The organism is Rhizobium sp. Rhizsp42 (assembly GCF_047304155.1).
Lineage (GTDB): Bacteria > Pseudomonadota > Alphaproteobacteria > Rhizobiales > Rhizobiaceae > Rhizobium.
On the sequence record NZ_JBGLYS010000006.1, the window covers coordinates 97,491 to 114,724 of the forward strand.

The 17,234-nt window shown below is 62.0% G+C and carries 16 protein-coding genes and 1 pseudogene; 13 read left to right on the top strand and 4 right to left on the bottom strand.

What is annotated here, in order from left to right; genetic code table 11:
• Positions 1 to 73 precede the first annotated feature (73 nt).
• Together ACCD05_RS08600 and ACCD05_RS08605 are read right to left on the bottom strand one after the other, a co-directional pair.
• A complete protein-coding gene (locus ACCD05_RS08600; protein WP_112435364.1) occupies positions 74 to 856 on the bottom strand; it encodes a 3-methyl-2-oxobutanoate hydroxymethyltransferase in 783 nt (260 codons plus the stop codon).
• Entirely contained in the window at positions 853 to 1,107 is a 255-nt protein-coding gene (locus ACCD05_RS08605; protein ID WP_413392083.1) for a hypothetical protein, read from the bottom strand. The genes ACCD05_RS08600 and ACCD05_RS08605 overlap by 4 nt, the downstream gene beginning before the upstream one ends.
• Before the next feature lie 53 nt (positions 1,108 to 1,160).
• Here ACCD05_RS08605 and ACCD05_RS08610 point away from each other — a divergent pair.
• The 8 genes and pseudogenes from ACCD05_RS08610 to ACCD05_RS08645 all read left to right on the top strand — a co-directional run.
• Positions 1,161 to 1,913 (top strand): annotated as a pseudogene (locus ACCD05_RS08610) (ABC transporter permease); the annotation flags it as partial.
• A 96-nt stretch (positions 1,914 to 2,009) separates the two neighbouring features.
• Complete coding sequence (locus tag ACCD05_RS08615; RefSeq protein WP_112435365.1) at positions 2,010 to 2,939, top strand: ABC transporter substrate-binding protein; 930 nt, start codon at positions 2,010 to 2,012, stop codon at positions 2,937 to 2,939.
• Positions 2,940 to 3,234: 295 nt separating this feature from the next.
• Positions 3,235 to 4,245, top strand: coding sequence for a LacI family DNA-binding transcriptional regulator (locus ACCD05_RS08620; RefSeq protein WP_112950005.1), 1,011 nt, complete (start codon positions 3,235 to 3,237; stop codon positions 4,243 to 4,245).
• 41 nt (positions 4,246 to 4,286) lie between these two features.
• Positions 4,287 to 5,525 carry an ABC transporter substrate-binding protein gene (locus ACCD05_RS08625; RefSeq protein WP_112435436.1) on the top strand — a complete coding sequence of 413 codons (1,239 nt, stop codon included), beginning with the start codon at positions 4,287 to 4,289 and terminating at the stop codon, positions 5,523 to 5,525.
• A gap of 65 nt (positions 5,526 to 5,590) precedes the next feature.
• Positions 5,591 to 6,505, top strand: a complete 915-nt coding sequence (locus ACCD05_RS08630) for a carbohydrate ABC transporter permease (protein ID WP_112435367.1) — start codon at positions 5,591 to 5,593, stop codon at positions 6,503 to 6,505.
• Positions 6,502 to 7,365, top strand: a complete 864-nt coding sequence (locus ACCD05_RS08635) for a carbohydrate ABC transporter permease (protein WP_112435368.1) — start codon at positions 6,502 to 6,504, stop codon at positions 7,363 to 7,365. Before ACCD05_RS08630 ends, ACCD05_RS08635 begins: the two co-directional genes overlap by 4 nt.
• Positions 7,366 to 7,385: 20 nt before the next feature.
• Entirely contained in the window at positions 7,386 to 9,317 is a 1,932-nt protein-coding gene (locus tag ACCD05_RS08640; RefSeq protein WP_413392084.1) for a glycoside hydrolase family 127 protein, read from the top strand.
• Between the two features lie 4 nt (positions 9,318 to 9,321).
• Positions 9,322 to 10,407: a sn-glycerol-3-phosphate ABC transporter ATP-binding protein UgpC gene (locus tag ACCD05_RS08645; RefSeq protein WP_112435370.1), complete on the top strand. Its 1,086-nt coding sequence runs from the start codon at positions 9,322 to 9,324 to the stop codon at positions 10,405 to 10,407.
• Between the two features lie 6 nt (positions 10,408 to 10,413).
• On the opposite strand, the gene tehA is transcribed toward ACCD05_RS08645, so the two are convergent.
• Positions 10,414 to 11,406 (bottom strand): dicarboxylate transporter/tellurite-resistance protein TehA, encoded by a 993-nt coding sequence (tehA, locus tag ACCD05_RS08650; RefSeq protein ID WP_413392108.1) that lies wholly within the window; start codon positions 11,404 to 11,406, stop codon positions 10,414 to 10,416.
• A gap of 292 nt (positions 11,407 to 11,698) precedes the next feature.
• On the opposite strand from tehA, the gene ACCD05_RS08655 reads away from it, so the two are divergent.
• The 5 genes from ACCD05_RS08655 (at position 11,699) to ACCD05_RS08675 (ending at position 16,571) form a co-directional block, all read left to right on the top strand.
• Complete coding sequence (locus tag ACCD05_RS08655; protein WP_112435372.1) at positions 11,699 to 12,700, top strand: LacI family DNA-binding transcriptional regulator; 1,002 nt, start codon at positions 11,699 to 11,701, stop codon at positions 12,698 to 12,700.
• Between the two features lie 236 nt (positions 12,701 to 12,936).
• The gene (locus ACCD05_RS08660; protein ID WP_112435373.1) at positions 12,937 to 13,479 is read left to right on the top strand and encodes a sugar dehydrogenase complex small subunit; all 543 of its coding nucleotides are present in this window, start codon (positions 12,937 to 12,939) and stop codon (positions 13,477 to 13,479) included.
• Positions 13,480 to 13,552: 73 nt separating this feature from the next.
• Entirely contained in the window at positions 13,553 to 13,672 is a 120-nt protein-coding gene (locus tag ACCD05_RS08665) for an FAD-dependent oxidoreductase (protein ID WP_413392085.1), read from the top strand.
• A gap of 87 nt (positions 13,673 to 13,759) precedes the next feature.
• Entirely contained in the window at positions 13,760 to 15,148 is a 1,389-nt protein-coding gene (locus ACCD05_RS08670) for a GMC family oxidoreductase (RefSeq protein ID WP_413392086.1), read from the top strand.
• 1 nt (position 15,149) lies between these two features.
• Positions 15,150 to 16,571, top strand: a complete 1,422-nt coding sequence (locus ACCD05_RS08675) for a cytochrome c (RefSeq protein ID WP_112435374.1) — start codon at positions 15,150 to 15,152, stop codon at positions 16,569 to 16,571.
• A gap of 143 nt (positions 16,572 to 16,714) precedes the next feature.
• On the opposite strand, the gene ACCD05_RS08680 is transcribed toward ACCD05_RS08675, so the two are convergent.
• Entirely contained in the window at positions 16,715 to 17,227 is a 513-nt protein-coding gene (locus ACCD05_RS08680; RefSeq protein ID WP_112435437.1) for a MarR family transcriptional regulator, read from the bottom strand.
• Positions 17,228 to 17,234: the final 7 nt, after the last annotated feature.

Sequence of the window (17,234 nt, forward strand, 5' to 3'; positions counted from 1 at the left end):
ACCTCGTTGAGAAGAGAATTATGGGAAAACTGGGGTGGGGAGGGCAGGCGATGTTGTCGTCTGCCCGGTCACCTCAAACGAGCGTCTTGGCGGCTGCCAGGACCTCTTCGCCGACATGAACCTCATGGCGGGTCTCTGGATATTTCCGGTCGCGGACATCGTTGGCGAACGCCCGGAACGCTTTCACGCGCAGTTCCTGCAGGCGCGCTTCCTCGGCGGCGAGATCGGCATATTGCTTGCCGTGGCGGGGCACGCGGCTCGTGCCGGTTCCAAGCACGTCGCAGGAGAAGAGATACTGGGAATCGCAGACGGCGCCGCAGCCCATTCCAAGCGTGATCAGCGGCGTCGAGCGCGTGATCCACTCCGCGATCGCGACGGGGACAACCTCCATCTCGACCGCCCAGGCGCCGGCCTGCTCATAATCTTTCACGCGACGATAGATCGAGGCCGCCTCCTCAGGCGTCTTGCCGATCGAGCGGAAATTCGTCCACGTGGCCCAGCGCGGTACGAGGCCGACATGGCCGCTGACGGGAATGCCCTCCTTGGCCATCGCTTCCAGCAGGCGCAGCGAGCCGGCGAAGTAGATGCAGCTGGCGCCGAGATCGAGCGCGCGAAAGCCCTCGCGGATGGCGCTCGATTCGTCGTGGATGGCGCCCTGTACATGGGCTGCCTGGATGAAGACGGTGGGGGCGGCCTTGCGTATCCTCGGCAGTTGCTCGTCCACCTCGCAGGTGAACATCTCTATGCCGGCCTCGGCGGCGGCTGCTGCCTCCGCCGGGCTATCGACATGCATGGTCAGGAATTGACGCTTGCCCTTGAGCGCGCGCAGATCGGCTACGGTCAATGCACGGGTCATGCCTGGTTGCCTTCCTGCGCTTCCTTGCGGGCGTTCTCGCGTTGCAGCTTCTTCTGCCAGCGCGCGTTCATCGCCTCATCGCCATCCTTGGTGCCGTCGTGCCAGGTGCCGAACCACTTGTCGAACGGGATCAGGCCGTCGGCATAGTTTACCTCGAAATACTTGTGGTGGAGGTAGTGGGCATAGGCATGCGTATCGAGCCCGCCTTCCTCGCCCGCCTCGATCTTGTCGAAGCCGACATGGCCGACCACCGCGCCGAGCGCCAGCGAGTGCAGATTGTAGATGGCGACCAGCGGATGCGAGGATGACCTTCTGTTCAGTCATAACCGGCGTGCTTCTGACTTTTCTCGGCCTGCCGATGCCGCTCGGCATCATCGGTGCGCTGCTGACCGGCGCCTTCTGCGGCGCCATCTCCGGCATCGTCATCGCCAAGTTCAAGATCCCGCCCTTCATCGCGACGCTCGGCATGATGCTGATCCTGAAGGGGCTGTCGCTGGTGATCTCGGGCGTCAAGCCGATCTACTTCAACGACACGCCGAACTTCCCGATGATTTCGATCGACTCCTTCGTGGGCCAGATCGTGCCGGGTCTCGAAATTCCGAACGGCGTGCTGATCCTCTTCGTCGTCGCCATCATCGCCTCGATCATCCTCAACCGAACGCTGCTCGGCCGCTACATCTTCGCGCTCGGCAGCAATGAGGAAGCGGCGCGTCTTTCGGGCGTCAATGTCGACCGCTGGAAGATCGTCACATATGCGCTCGGCGGTCTCGTCTGCGGCATCGCCGGCCTTCTCATCGCCTCGCGCCTCAACTCCGCGCAGCCGGCGCTCGGCCAGGGCTACGAGCTCGATGCCATCGCGGCTGTCGTCATCGGCGGCACTTCGCTCAGCGGCGGCCGCGGAACGGTGCTCGGAACCATCATAGGCGCCTTCATCATGTCGGTCCTGAACAACGGCCTGCGCATCATGGGCGTGGCGCAGGAATGGCAGATCGTCGTCACCGGTATCATCATCATCGTTGCCGTCTTCGTCGACATGATGCTGCGCAAGAAAAACTAAGCAGGGAAGGGAGCAGCACAGGGGATTTCTGACTGTTTGGATACCATTTTCGCCGCCCGGAGGAGGACGGCCACCATCAACGGAGGAAGACATACAATGAAAATGAAAACTGCAATCGTCGCACTCAGCCTCGCTTCGGCTCTGTCCGCGCCCGCCTTCGCGCAGGAATCCTATTTCGCGATCATCTCGAAGGGATTTCAGCACCAGTTCTGGCAGGCCGTGAAATCGGGCGCTGAACAGTCGGCGAAGAAGAATGGCGTCACCATCACCTTCGAGGCGCCGGAAACGGAAGCCATGATCGACAAGCAGATTGACATGCTGAACGCTGCGATCGCCAAGAAGCCGCAGGGCCTCGGTTTCGCAGCGCTGGACTCGCAGGCGGAAGTGCCGCTCCTGAAGAAGGCGCATGAAGCCGGCATCCCGATCGTCGCATTCGATTCCGGCGTCGACAGCGATCTGCCGCTCGCGACCTGCTCGACCGACAACCTGAAGGCCGCCGCCGCCGCCGCCGACAAGATGGCGGAAGCCGTCGGCAAGGCCGGCGAGATCGGCATGCTCGTTCACGACCAGACCAGCCAGACCGGCATTCAGCGTCGCGACGGCTTCAAGAACCAGATCGAGAGCAAATATCCCGACATCAAGATAGTCGACATTCAGTACGGCGGCGACCCGCTGGTGGCGACCGAAAGCGCCAAGGCCATGCTTGCCGCGCATCCTCAGATCAAGGGCATCTTCGCCTCCAACGAAGGCTCGGCGATTGGCCTCCTGCAGGCGGCGCGCGAAAGCAAGGCGAAGATCATCGCCATCGGCTTTGACTCCGGCAAGCAGCAAAGGGCCGCGATCGCGGACGGGTCCGAATATGGCGCGATCACCCAGAACCCTGTCGGGATCGGTGAATGCGTCGTGGATTCGCTCGCCAAGGCGATCAAGGGCGAGAAGCTCGACAAGGTCATCGACACCGGTTTCTACTGGTACGACAAGAGCAATCTGAGCGACCCGAAGGTTTCGGCCGTTCTCTACGATTGATCCTCCCCGCGGTGGCCTTTTAACCGGGGCCACCGCCCGCTTTTTCGGTTCGCCTCACGAACCATTGACGGCCCATCTTCTCCAGCGCCCATCCGGCCCCTCCAGCCCTAGGCGCACGACGGCGGTACCCAGGCGATGTTCTCCCCGCCCCGGTGCCGCCGTTTTTCGTTTTCCGTTCCCCAGCGCAAAACCTGCCCGCACACCGAAATTGGGAAAATGATGAGAAAACGTTTTCTCACGTTGACTTTGCATTTGGGAAACGCTTTTCTCACCTCCGCGAGAAGGAGGAGATCGCGTGGTCGCTCGGAGCAACCGTGTCACAATTCATGACGTCGCCAAGGCTGCGGGCGTCAGCGTTTCGACCGTGTCGAAGGCGCTGAACGATACCGGCCGGATGGCGTCGGAGACGCGCGAGAAGATCAAGTCGATCGCGGCCGACGTCGGTTTTCGGCCGAATGCTTTGGCGCGCAGCCTCCTCTTCAACAGAAGTTTCACGGTGGGGCTCCTCACCAACGATACCTACGGTCGCTTCACGCTGCCGCTGATGTCGGGGATTTCAGAAGCGCTGGTCGATCATGGCGTCTCGGTCTTTCTCTGCGCGATCGAGGATGATCCGGTACTCGCCAAGGTTCATGTCGATGCCATGCTGGACAAGCAGGTGGATGGCATCATCGCGACGGGCAAGCGGGTCGACAGGTCTCTCCCGGTCGATCTCGCTGGCCTGCCGGTGCCGGTTGTCTACGCCTTTACCGAGGGCGTGCCGGGAAGCGTCATCCTGACGGCGGACGATTCCGACGGCGCGCGGCTTGCCGTCGAGCGGCTTCGCAAGGTCGGGCGGAAAAGAATTGTCCATGTGACGGGTCCCGACAGTTTCGTCTCGGCCGTGGAGCGCGCCGATGCCTTTCGCCAGGCCGTCGGTCCGGACGCGCTCGTCATGCACGGCGCATGGACGGAGGCCTGGGGGCATGAGGCCGTCGCCATGCTTTGGGGCGGCGGCAAGGAAACGCCCGACGGCATTTTCTGCGGTAACGACCAGATCGCGAGAGGCGTGGTGGACGCCTTGCGCGAGAAGGGCGTTCGCGTGCCCGAGGATGTGTCGATCATCGGTTTCGACAACTGGGAGATCTTCGCCGACCAGACGCGGCCGGCGTTGACGACGGTCGACATGAATTTGAAGGAGCTCGGCCGAACGGCCGGGCTGACGATCTTGGATCTTGCCGAGGGGCGAACTGTCGAGCCCGGCCTGCGCAAGCTTCCATGCAAGCTCGTTATTCGCCAGTCCTGTGGTGGAAACCGGGAAATCTAAAGGGAGGCGGGGCGCGGTTGCCCCAATGATTGGAGGAAATCATGCATAAGAGAATGCTTGCAGCGACGGCATTGCTGTCGATATTCCTGGCCTCGGCGGCATCCGCCGAAACCGTTAGCATGTGGGTGCGTTCGGGCAGCGGCGGCGGCGCCTTCAAGGCGGTGATCGACGCCTATAACGCGGCCAATCCCGACAAGGTCGAACTCACCGAAATCCCCTCGGACCAGATGGTCCAAAAATACGCCACCGCGGTTGCCGGCGGGCAGGCGCCCGATGCGATCTCGCTGGACCTGATCTACACCCCGTCCTTCGCCTCCGCAGGCCAGCTCGAGGACATGACGGATTTTGCCAAGTCGCTGAGCTATTTCAACGCGCTGGCGCCCGCGCACGTCAAGCAGGGCACCTATGAGGGCAAGGTCTACGGTCTGCCGCTTCTGGTCGAGACCTCCGTCTTCGCCTGGAACAAGGGCCTGTATAAACAGGCTGGCCTCGATCCGGAAAAAGCCCCTGCGTCATGGGAAGAGATCGCTTCCAATGCCGAGAAAATCCATAAGCTCGGTGCCGATAATGCGGGCTTCTATTTCTCGGGCGGCGGCTGTGGCGGCTGCATGATCTTTACATTCGCACCTCTCGTGTGGGGTGCCGGCGCGGATATCCTCTCTGAGGATGGAAAGACCGCGACACTGGATACTCCCCAGATGCGAAAGGCCGTCGAAGACTATCGTACGATCGTCAAGTCGGGCGCCGTGCCTGCCAGTGCCGCGACCGATAACGGTGTGGACTTTCTGAAGTTCCTCGGCGGCAAGATCGGCCAGCAGAGCCTCGGCGCTTTCGCCATCGGCACGATGATCACGCAGCATCCCGAGCTCGACTTCGGCGTGGCGATGATCCCCGGCGTCGACGACAAGCCGTCCTCCTTCGCCGGCGGCGACAACATCGTTGTTACCAAGGGCACGCCGCATGTCAGCCAGATCCAGAAGTTCCTGGAGTTCGTCTATTCCGAGGAGGGGCAGACGATCATGGCCAAGAATGGCAGCCTGCCGACGCGCACCGATATCGCCGAGCAGGTCCTGAAGGGACAGGATCCGCGCCTGCTCGTGGCCGCCGAAGCGATCAAGGTCGCCAAGACGCCCTACACGCTGCAGTTCAACGACCTGATCAACAGCCCGAACAGCCCGTGGTCGCAATTCATCAATGCCGCCATGTTCGGCGATGACGTCGACGGCGCATTCGCCAACGGCCAGGCCGACATGCAGTCGATCATCGACAGCGCACAATAATGCTTCAGGACGGGATCGCGACCCGATCCCGTCCTGTCATTCCCCAAAATAGAACGAGATCAAAGATGACGACTGAAATCATCTCCGTCTCTCCGAAGCGCAGGCGGCGGCGGAGAGGGGGCTGGCGGGGCGTCGCCTATATCGCGCCCGCAATCGCTCTGGTGACCGTGTTCTTCGTGTTGCCACTGCTCTTCACCGTCTGGATGAGCCTGCACCGCTGGCCGCTCATGGGCTCGCCGCGCTGGATCGGCATCGGCAACTACACGCGCATGTTCAACGACCCGCGTTTCTGGACATCGCTCGGCTTCACCGCGCAATACACGCTTGTTGTCACGATCGCGATCTTCGCGCTGGCCTTTCCGCTTGCCTTTTTCGTCGACAAGCCGCGCCGCTTCGTGTCGGCGTATCGAACGATTATTTTCCTCCCCGTGGTCATCGGTCTGGCTTCGGCGTCGCTTCTGTGGGTCTGGCTCGCCAACGTCGATAGCGGCCTGTTCTCGCCCGTCTTCGAAATGCTGGGCCTCACCCAAGGGCGGCGCAACCTGCTTGCGACCTTCGACAGCGCCTTCCTGACGATCATCGTCATGGTCGTTTGGAAGGTCGCCGGCTTCACGATGATCATTCTCTTGACCGGGCTGCAGGGCATTCCATCGGAGCTGACGGAGGCCGCGCGCATCGATGGCGCCGGCGCCTGGCAGCGCTTTCGCCACCTGACGCTGCCCTTGATGCGCAGAACCATGGCGCTTGCGCTCATCCTGTCGGTCACCGGTTCGATTCTCGCCTTCGACCAGTTCTACATCATGACATCAGGTGGACCGCAAAACCGCATGATCTCGATCGTCTACTACATCTTCAACCAGTCCTTCGTGTCGTTCAACTTGGGTTACGGCGCGGCTCTTTCCATCGCGCTGCTCGTCATCCTGGTGGCGCTCAGCATCGTGCAGCTCTGGCTGCTCAAGGTTGGGGAGGATCGTCCATGACCGGCCGTACAGTCCTTCGCGCCCGCCGCAATGCGCGGCGCGCCACAAGCTATCACGTCGCCGGTGCCGCGATCGTCGTGTTCTTCCTGGCGCCGTTTGCGATCATGCTCATGTCATCGTTTCGCCCGCGCAGCGAAACGGCGCTGCCGCCATGGCCGCTCACCGGCATCAGCCGGCTCAGCGTCGATGCCTACCGGACACTCGATACGTTCGGCGCTGGCATCTGGCATCATATGCTGAACTCGCTGATCGTCTCGGTCGCGACGGTTGTGCTCACCGTGGCGATCAGCCTGCTCGCCGGCTACGGCTTCTCGCGCTATCGATTTCCGTTCAAGAACGTGCTGTTCATCCTGATCATCGCCACCTTGATGATCCCGTTCCAGTCGATCCTGACGCCGCTCTTCATCATTCTCTCGCGGCTGGGGCTGAACAATTCGCTGTTCGGGCTGACGCTCGTCTACGTCACGCTGCAGCTACCCTTTTCCGTCTTCATGATGCGCAATGCGTTCGACGCGGTGCCCAAGGAGATCGAGGAAGCCGCTCGCATCGATGGCGCGCGCGATCTCGGCCTGCTTGCCCGCGTGCTGTTTCCGCTGGTGCTGCCGGGGGTCGTCACCGTCGCGATCTTCGCCTTCCTCAATGCCTGGAACGAGTTCTTCGCCGCACTCGTGCTTTTGTCCAGCAACGAGAAATTCACGCTGCCGGTGCTGATGACCGCCGTGCGCTCATCCAGAATGGGCGCCATCGATTGGGGCGCGGTGCAAGCCGGCGTCGTCGTCATGGTCATCCCCTGCTTGCTCGTCTTCCTGCTTTTGCAACGCTTCTACATGCGCGGCCTGATGGCCGGCGCCGTCAAGTAATTCAAAGGAGAATTTGAAACATGACTACCGAAAACAAGAGCCAGTTCCGCCCGGTCGCCGTTCCTGATGTCGAGCTCAATGGCTTCTGGGGCAAGTGGCAGGATGCGGTGTGCGATTCCACGGCGGCGATCCTGCTCGATCGCTGCGAAAAGGCCGGCATGATCCAGGCGATCGACGTGAACCAGCCGAGCCCCGGCGTCGTCATCCCGATCGACGAGAAGTGGACCGGCTCGACGCAGATGTTCTGGGATTCCGATCTCGGCAAATCGATCGAAACCATCGCTTACTCGCTCTACCGCAAGCCGAACGCGGAGCTTGAGGCGCGCGCCGACGCCATCATCGACATGTATGAAAAGCTGCAGCAGGAAGATGGCTATGTGAACGCCTGGTTCCAGCGCGTGCAGCCCGGCAAGCGCTGGACCAACCTGCGCGACCATCACGAGCTCTATTGTGCCGGCCATCTTATGGAAGCCGCCGTCGCCTATTACCAGGCAACCGGCAAGCGCAAGCTGCTCGACATCATGTGCCGCTATGCCGACCACATGATCACCGTCTTCGGCCATGGCGAAGGCCAGATCCCCGGCTATTGCGGCCACCAGGAAGTGGAGCTCGCGCTGGTAAAGATGGCGCGCGTCACGGGCGAGCAGAAATACCTCGATCTCTCCAAGTTCTTCATCGACGAGCGCGGCCGGCAGCCGCACTTCTTCACCGCCGAAGCCATTCGCGGCGGTCGCGATCCTAAGGACTATGTGCACAAGACCTATGAATACAGCCAGGCGCATGAACCCGTGCGCGAGCAGGAGAAGGTCGTCGGCCACGCCGTGCGCGCCATGTACCAGTATTCCGGCATGGCCGACATCGCGACCGAGTACCACGACGACACGCTGACGAACGCGCTGGAGACGCTGTGGGACGACCTGACGGTTAAGCAGATGTATGTCACCGGCGGCATCGGTCCGGCTGCGATCAATGAGGGCTTCACCGATTATTACGACCTGCCCAACGACACCGCCTATGCCGAAACATGCGCCTCCGTAGGCCTCGTCTTCTGGGCAAGCCGCATGCTCGGCCGAGGCCCGAACCGCCGCTATGCCGACGTCATGGAACAGGCGCTGTACAACGGCGCGCTGACCGGTCTTGCGCTCGACGGCAAGACCTTCTTCTACGACAATCCGCTCGAGAGCACCGGCAAGCACCACCGCTGGGTCTGGCACCGCTGCCCTTGCTGCCCGCCGAACATCGCCCGCCTCGTCGCCTCGGTCGGCTCCTACATGTACGCGGTCGCCGACAACGAGATCGCCGTTCATCTTTACGGTGAGAGCAGCGTCAAGGCCAAGCTCAAGGGCGGTAACGTCAAGCTGACGCAGCACACCGATTATCCGTGGAATGGCGATATCCGTATGGACGTCGATGTTGATGTTGATGTCGGGGGCACGGCCGAATTCGGCCTCGCGCTGCGCATTCCCGAATGGGCCGAGGGCGCCTCGCTGAAGGTGAATGGCGAAACGGTCGATCTGGCTTCGTCGGTCATCGACGGCTATGCGCGGCTCAACCGCGCCTGGAAGAAGGGCGATGTCATCGCGCTCGATCTTCCGCTGGAGCTGCGCCCGCAATACGCCTCGCCGAAGGTCCGCCAGGACGTCGGCCGCGTCGCGCTCGCCCGCGGCCCGCTGATCTATTGCGTCGAGGAAACCGACAACGGCCACGATCTCAACGCCTTCGTCGTCCCGAAAAAGCTCGCCGGTCACCGCACAAAGACGATCGAAGGGCTGAACGGCGCGGTTGCGGTCGAACTCGACGTCTCCAGGGAAGACGCCAGCGGCTGGAACGGTTCGCTGTACCGCACCCGTCCGGCAGAGCAGGTGCCGGCAACCGTCACGCTCGTGCCCTATCATCTCTGGGACAACCGCGAGCCGGGCGCCATGCTGGTCTGGCTCCAGACCGGGAAGTAGGCCGATGGTCCCGATGGAAACAGCGAGCGTCTCGCTCAAGGACGTGCGAAAATCCTATGGCAGCCTGCCTGTCGTGCACGGCATCGATCTCGATATCAAGGAGGGGGATTTCGTCGTGTTCGTCGGCCCCTCCGGCTGCGGAAAATCGACGCTGCTCAGGATGATCGCCGGCCTGGAGGAGGTGACCGATGGCGAGATCAGCATCAAGGGGCGGGATGTCACCGATCTCGACCCTTCCGATCGCGGCATCGCCATGGTCTTCCAGTCCTATGCGCTTTATCCGCACATGTCGGTGCGCGAAAACCTCGCATTCGGCTTGAAGATGGCAAAGACTGACGCGGCGGAAATCAAGCGCCGCGTCGACGAGGCGGCCGGCATCCTGAAGATCGACCATCTTCTCGATCGCCGCCCCGGCCAGCTTTCCGGCGGCCAGCGGCAGCGCGTGGCCATCGGCCGCGCGATCGTTCGCGAGCCCGACGTCTTCCTGTTCGACGAGCCTTTGTCGAACCTCGACGCGGAGCTGCGCGTCTCGATGCGTATCGAGATCGCCAGGCTTCATCGTGAGCTCGGCAACACGATGATCTATGTCACGCACGACCAGACCGAGGCGATGACGCTGGCTGACCAGATCGTCGTGCTTCGAAACGGACGGGTCGAGCAATCGGGATCGCCACGGGAAATCTACGAAAACCCGTCCAACATGTTCGTCGCCGGCTTCATCGGCTCGCCCAGGATGAACTTCCTGAAGGCGGTCGCTCAGGGCAATGGTCGCTTCGACATCGCACAGAAGAGCTTCGAGGATCAGGGGCTGCCGGCGAGCCTTCAGCGCGGGACGGAATTCATGATCGGCATTCGGCCGGAGCATATCGTGATCGGCGAGACCGGCGATCGGTCGATCGCGGCGCGCGTTGAGTTTTTCGAATATCTCGGCGGCACGCGCTACATCTATTGCGCGCTTGAGGATGGGCAGAACTTGGTCGTCGAGCAGCGAGCCGGGCCGGATATCGAGCCGGGTGCCGTTATCGCGCTCGATCTGTCGTCCAGCCAGCGGCTGTTCTTCGATGCCGAGGGAAGGCGGTTGCGCGCTTAGAGGCTCTCAGGCTCGGGCGAACGGGAACAGCTTCCCTCGGAAAAGAAGCACGATTGTTCTCGCCGCCAACAAAGCGATCGCGGCCGTCACCAGCCAGAGCAACGGCATGGCGAGCGTCGACAGGATGCCCTGTTCGCCGCGGGCGACCATACGGATCAGATCGGTGGCGAGCGCGGTCAAACCGAAGGAGAAGGCCCAATAGGACGCAGCGAATGGCTGCTTCATGACCCATGGGAGAAGGCGAAGCGCCAGAAGCAGCTGCAGCATGGCGTAGCCCACCATGGCATGGGCCAGCAGATCCGGCGATCCGTTCGTCACGCTCAGATAGGCGGCGGCGCCGACTGCCGGCGGTGCGAGCTGGATGCCGATCGTCGGACGCAGGGGCTCGGCCAGTTCCGTTGCATTGAGCAGCCGGTTCAGGATGACGGATTCCATCGCCAGCCACGAGAAGAAGCCCGCGCCGAACGCCAGTTGCGCCAGATCGGAATAGCCGAGTGCCGCGCCGACGATTGCCGCGACATAGCATCCGGCAACTGTGGGGAGATAGAGGACCGGCGTCGTCGTGGTCGGATCGCGCCCGCCCTGCCATAGGGCACCCGTCCGCCATATCGCGAAGGCGAGCGTCCAGAGCAGGCCTATCCAATAGAATGCCAGCGCCAGCGCGCCGGAAAACGGCGCGACCATCGCTGCGCAGAGCATGGTGGCGACACCGATGAGGCCGATGAAGCAGCACTGGACGGGATGCTCTATCTCCTTGCGCGCCTCCTCGGCGAAGAGGATCCACTTCAGTCCATAGAGACAAATGAGAACGAGCCAGACGGCGAGCGCGAGAAGCGCAATGCCGTCTCCGACAGCAGTGGGAAGCGCGAAGTGGCCGGCGGCCGCGCGCCAGGCGTTGGAAAGGCCCGCGATGCCGAGCACGATGCCGAAGGCCGATGCGGGAACGACAGGAAGCCGCCTTCCAGTGGCTGCGGTCGCCTGATCCGGTTGCGATGGCATTGCGGTCATGTGGACTCCGAGGCTGGAACGGATGGTTACGACGACTGAAATGCGTTCTTGCTGACGACGATGCCGCCGCCAAGGCTTCGGCCCGGGCCCAAGGTATAAAGAGCCTGTTGTATCAGTATTGCAACAAACGGCGGGGCCAAATCATCGAAATTCTGCGAGACCCTCTCAATGCCTGTGTGGCAGCGACTCTTTGCCCCGGCCTGCTCAGGCCTGGATGGCTTGCGCTGATCGACCGTAACGTCCTAATACGCGGCCGCGTAATTTAGACGAGGCCGTTTTAAGAATGAAGTCGAAGTCCAGCCGTGCATCACACGAAGCGATCGCGCTTGCCGCTGATGTCAGCGTCAGCACGGTCGATCGTGTCCTGAACGAACGCGGCGGCGTTACGGAGGAGAAGGCGCGTTGCGTCGTCGAGGCTGCGGCGCGATTGGGCTTCGTGCGGGTTCTTCCCGAGATCTGGCACACGACGAAACGCATCGAAGTGATCCTGCCAAAGAATTCGACGCCGTTCTGGCAATCGCTGGATGATGCCTTTGTCCGCCACGGTGCCGCGCTGCCGCGGCACTATGTGATGCAGCGGACGCACTTGAAAGAGAACGATGCGGCGCTTTGGCGACGCGCCATCCTCAACCCCGCCGCGCCGAGGGCGGCCTTGATCATAGCGGCCGATGCCGGAGCCGAAATCGCGCCTGCCTTGCAGGAGGTCATGGACCGGGGCGAGATTGTGGGGACATTGACGACGGAGATTCCGGGCCTGTCCGGCCACACGCATAGCGGCATCGACAATGTTGCCGCCGGTCGCACGGCCGGCAAGCTGATGGCAGGGCTGCTTCGGCGCGAAGGCGTGCTGGCCGTTTTGCCGCCACATGAGCGGCGTGTTGAACATACACAGAGGATCGAAGGCTTCCGCCAGATGGTCGCGGATCGGTTCGAGGTACAGGTGCATCCGACCTATGACCGCAATCACAAGCTATCCAGTCTTGTGACAAACCTGCTCGATAAATACGGTGTGGTGGGGATTTATGACACTGGCCACGATTCGGTCGAAATCGGCGAGACACTGAGAAGACGTGCCGATCGGCCGGTCTGGATCGCGCATGAGAAGAGCAGCGTTCACCAGTCGTACCTGAAAACGGGAGTTCTCGACTTCGTTCTAGATCAGGATCCGAATCAGCAAGCATCTCATGCGCTCCTTGATGTTCTGCACCGGTGTCGCGAAGAAAAGTTCATGCTCGTGCCGGTGCAGAAGCGGGAACTGAGGATTTACTGTAGCGAAAATCTCTAAGATAGCGGCACGAAACCCAACAGTTGACAATGCGCAAACTTGATGGACTTCCATCAAGGAACATTGTTGCTGCATTGCAGCAGCCGGATTAGTCCTTTTGTCGCAGCGCACAAGACATCTTGTCGCGGGTGCTGCGAATTCGCCAATGGGCAAAACCAATTCTCGGACGCGGTAGTGGCATCGTCGATGCAAATCGAAGGGTGCCATTGTTTGAAGCGTTCGTCGGGACACGGCATATGGAAGACAAATCACTATCAACTTTGAAGCTCGGCAGACGCGGTGTGCTCGGCCTGGGCATCGCGGGTGTCACTGCGGTTGCGTTCGGCATCTGTCCCGGCGCGGCTTTCGCGCAGGAAGCGATTGACGAGAAGGCTTTTCTGGCGCTTTCGCAGCGCTTGACCAATCGTGCCACGCTTGATGCGCAAATCTCGGCGCGCGCATTCGCCGCGCTTTCGGCCGAGGATGCGTCGTTTCCGGCAGCAGCCCTGAAGCTCAGCCAGGCGATGGAGCAGGCCGGTCTCACCGACATGCGCAACTTCAGGGAATTCGCCGCCGCCAATCCGGATCTGTCGCCGACCGCGATGAAGATCATCTCGGCCTGGTATCTCGGCTACACCGGCACGCCCGAAGGCGAAGCCAATCATGACGATGCCCGCTTCGTCGCCTTTGCCGGCGCGCTGATGTACGAGCCGACCAAGGACGTCACCATCGTTCCCACCTATGCACGCGGACACACCAACTACTGGGTCGAACCGCCGGCAAGCCTCGCTACCGACTAACCTCCCTCCCTCTCCCAATTCAACTCATTGATAAGCTGGCCTCTTCCGGGACCGGCCAGCCCAGGATATTGTCATGGCTACCCAATACGACGCTGATGTGATCGTCATCGGCTCCGGCGCGATCGGCAGCAACGCCGCGCATCTGCTTGCTCAACGCGGCAAGTCCGTCATCATTCTCGAAACGGGGGAGTGAATCCCGCGCTGGAAGATCGTCGAGAACTTCCGCTCCTCGCCGCGCAAGAACAACCTCAACGATCCGTATCCGACATTCCCCTGGGCGATGTCCTCCTTTGATAAGGATTACATCGAGAACACCGGCAATTTTCACTACGTCCCCTATCAGCTGTCGCTGGTCGGCGGCACGACGTGGCACTGGGCGGCGGCGACCTGGCGCTTCCTCCCGAACGACATGAAGATGAAGTCGCTCTATGGCGTCAGCAATGACTGGCCGATGGAGTATTCCGACCTCGAGCCGTGGTGCGATCTGGCCGAATACAATCTCGGCGTCGCCGGCAGCGATACGGACGACCAGTCCGGCCACGGTGGTGGTGCGCACCCGCCGCGTTCCAAGCCCTATCCGGTCACGGCGGAAGGCGAAACCTATTACTTCCAGCGGTTGAAGGAGCGCATCGGCGCCGAAGGCTACAATTTCATCCACGAGCCAAACGGTCGTACCAACAAGCCCTATGACGGCCGTCCGGCCTGCTCGGGCAACAACAACTGCATGCCCGTCTGTCCCATCGGCGCGATGTATTCTGGCGATGTGCATGCCCGCCACGCCCAGGATGCCGGCGCCAAGATCATCACGAACGCCACGGCCTACAATCTGGAAAAGGGCGAGGGCGGCAAGATCGTCGCCGTCCACTACCGCACGCCGAAGGGCGACGACGTCCGGCTGACCGCGAAGGCCTTCATCGTTGCCGCCAACGGCATCGAGACGCCGAAGCTGCTACTCCTTTCCGACGTCGCCAATTCCAACGACTTGGTCGGCCGCCACCTGATGGACCATCCGGGTATCAGCCTGATCTTCACCGCCGACGAGCCGCTCTGGCCCGGCCGTGGCCAGGTGCAGCAGGGTGCGATCTTCAAGTGGCGTGATGGCGACTGGCGCGGCCAGCACTCGGCCATCAAGCATGCGCCGCACAACAACGTGCCGAACCGCGACGTCGCCGAAATGCTGATCAAGCAGGGCGTCGTTGGACCGGAACTCGACGAGCAGATCCGCCATCTCTCCGCCCGCTGGGTGGTGATCGAAAGCATGTTTGAAACCCTGCCGCGCGCCACCAACCGCGTGACGCTGTCGACGACGAAGAAGGATGCGCTCGGCATCCCGACGCTCTCCTTCAACTACGATCTCGACGGCGACGAGTATGTCGAGAAGGCACGCGATCTGTGTATGGAAGACTACGGCACGTTCGTGCGTGCCATGGGCGGCAAGGTCATCAACGACAAGACCGGCTGGCAGAACCACGCTCACGTCATGGGCACAGTGATGATGGGCGCCGATTCCAAGACCTCGGTGACCAATCATGAGGGCCGCACCTGGGATCACGACAACCTGTTCCTGTCGACGACCGGCCTCCTGCCGTCGTCGAGCGTTCTCAACCCCACCCTTGCCGGTATCGCGCTCGGTCTGCGCACCGCCGACATCATCTCCAAGGAGGTCTGAGATGCGCAACACGATCCTTTCGCTCTCGGCCGCCGTCGGCGCTCTCGTTTTCTCCGCTATGCCGACCTTCGCGCAGGACGCCGACCTCAAGGCTCTCATCGAGCGTGGGCACGCCGTGTCCATCGCGTCCGACTGCATGGCCTGCCACCGGACTGCGGCGCCCGACGGCAAGCCGTTCGCCGGCGGCTACACGATCGCCTCGCCGATGGGCCCGATCGTCGCGCCGAACATCACTCCCTCCAAGGAGTTCGGCATCGGCAACTGGACAGAAGCGCAGTTTACCGATGCCGTCAGAAACGGTGTCGCCCCTCGCGGCCATCTCTACCCGGCCATGCCCTATACCGCCTATCGCGGCATGACGGATGAAGACATCCATGCGCTCTACACTTATCTGACCCACGACGTTGCGCCGGTGGACGAAGCGCCGTCGGCAAAGACGACGCTGCCATTCCCGTTCAATCAGCGCATCGCGATGTTCGGCTGGAACCTCCTGTTCAACCGCGCCACGCCGTTCGATAGCGCGGCGGTTGCGCCGGGTGCCGCCGAGCGCGGCAAGTATCTGGTCGATGCGCTCGCCCACTGCGGCGCCTGCCACACTCCGCGCAACACCTTCATGGCCGAAGATGCCGGCCAGTATCTCGGCGGCGGCGATGTCGGCGGCTGGCATGCGCCGAACATCACGTCTGATCCGATCAGCGGCATCGGCGGTTGGAACACGCAGGAAATCGTCGCCTACCTGAAGCACGGCATTGCCGTCGGCAAGTCGCAGGCCGCGGGACCGATGGCCGAGGCGGTTGAACACAGCTTCCGCCATATGTCGGATGAGGATCTGACGGCGATGGCCGTGTACTTGAAGACGGTGCCGCCGATCCGCGCCGCCGGCCAGACCGTGCCAGCCTTCGCGCACAAGGATGCGAAACCTGACGATATCGCCAAGCTCGACTACGCGATCGACCGCTCGCCGGCTGCCATGCAGAATGGTTCGTCGGTCGACGGCCAGGAGCTCTATGTCAGCGCCTGCGCAACCTGCCACCAGCTGAACGGTTCGGGCACGCAAGACCAGTTCTATCCGTCGCTGACCAGCAACCGCGCAACCGGCGGCTTGACGGCAAGCAACCTGGTCATGGCGATCGTCGAGGGCATTCACCGCCCGACGAACGACGTCACCGTGGCGATGCCGGCCTTCAAGAACCAGCTGACCAACGCGCAGATCGCTGCCGTGTCGAACTATGTTCTTGCGCGCTTCGGCAATGATACGCTGAAGGTGAGCGAGCAGGATGTAGTCACATTACGCAATGGCGGCGAGGTGCCGCTACTGATCAGGGCGACGCCTTGGCTAATGTGGGGCGGCGCCTGCGCGGCAGCCATCGTCCTGATCCTGCTGATTGGGCTGTTCCTTCGCAGGAAGCCGGCTGCAGCCTGATTTTCTAAAGATAAAGGCGCCTCTCCCTTTACGCGGAGGGGCGCCTGAACTGCTTCGTCGGGGCCGACGCTCGCCGAAGTCCGGCCGTCTGCGGTCGGTACTCGCCTGATACCTTCCGATCGTCCGTCTTGACGGCGGAGGGATTATTCCGAGGGTTGTTCGACAGGGCCCGCCGAACTGATCTTCTTCAGCAGGCTCTTCAACTGCGCGAGTTCATCGGCGTCAAATTGACGAAACTGCGCCATATGCACCTCCAGCAAGGGTGCATCGATGTTCGCCAGAACCTGGTTGCCGGTCTCCGACAGGACGACCCTGACGATACGACGATCGCTCTTATCATTTCTGCGCTTGACGAGGCGGTCGCGTACAAGGCGATCGATCAGCCTCGTGACGTCAGCGCGCGGGTCTGTCATCTGATGGCGGATCTCATTGACCGTCGCGCCGGCCGGCCCAGCGCGGCGAATTGCCCGCAACGCGTTGTACTGCTTGCCGGAAACACCGTTGGACGCAAAAAGATCGGCTACCGGCGCACTGACAATCTCCGCTGCCCTGATCAGGAACAGATAGGCTTCCTGTTCCGTGAGAACCTTGCCGGTTTCCGCGGCGATCATCTCCGGCATGCGAAAGTCGCCGACGCTTTCAATTTCCTCAGTCAAATTCAGG

Coding starts and splice junctions, on each gene's coding strand:
- ACCD05_RS08665 (WP_413392085.1), top strand. CDS start 13,553: ATGGCTACCCAATACGACGCTGATGTGATCGTCATCGGCTCCGGCGCG.
- ACCD05_RS08670 (WP_413392086.1), top strand. CDS start 13,760: ATGTCCTCCTTTGATAAGGATTACATCGAGAACACCGGCAATTTTCAC.
- ACCD05_RS08675 (WP_112435374.1), top strand. CDS start 15,150: ATGCGCAACACGATCCTTTCGCTCTCGGCCGCCGTCGGCGCTCTCGTT.
- ACCD05_RS08615 (WP_112435365.1), top strand. CDS start 2,010: ATGAAAATGAAAACTGCAATCGTCGCACTCAGCCTCGCTTCGGCTCTG.
- ACCD05_RS08660 (WP_112435373.1), top strand. CDS start 12,937: ATGGAAGACAAATCACTATCAACTTTGAAGCTCGGCAGACGCGGTGTG.
- ACCD05_RS08625 (WP_112435436.1), top strand. CDS start 4,287: ATGCATAAGAGAATGCTTGCAGCGACGGCATTGCTGTCGATATTCCTG.
- ACCD05_RS08630 (WP_112435367.1), top strand. CDS start 5,591: ATGACGACTGAAATCATCTCCGTCTCTCCGAAGCGCAGGCGGCGGCGG.
- ACCD05_RS08640 (WP_413392084.1), top strand. CDS start 7,386: ATGACTACCGAAAACAAGAGCCAGTTCCGCCCGGTCGCCGTTCCTGAT.
- ACCD05_RS08655 (WP_112435372.1), top strand. CDS start 11,699: ATGAAGTCGAAGTCCAGCCGTGCATCACACGAAGCGATCGCGCTTGCC.
- tehA (WP_413392108.1), bottom strand. CDS start 11,406: ATGCCATCGCAACCGGATCAGGCGACCGCAGCCACTGGAAGGCGGCTT.
- ACCD05_RS08635 (WP_112435368.1), top strand. CDS start 6,502: ATGACCGGCCGTACAGTCCTTCGCGCCCGCCGCAATGCGCGGCGCGCC.
- ACCD05_RS08645 (WP_112435370.1), top strand. CDS start 9,322: ATGGTCCCGATGGAAACAGCGAGCGTCTCGCTCAAGGACGTGCGAAAA.
- ACCD05_RS08600 (WP_112435364.1), bottom strand. CDS start 856: ATGACCCGTGCATTGACCGTAGCCGATCTGCGCGCGCTCAAGGGCAAG.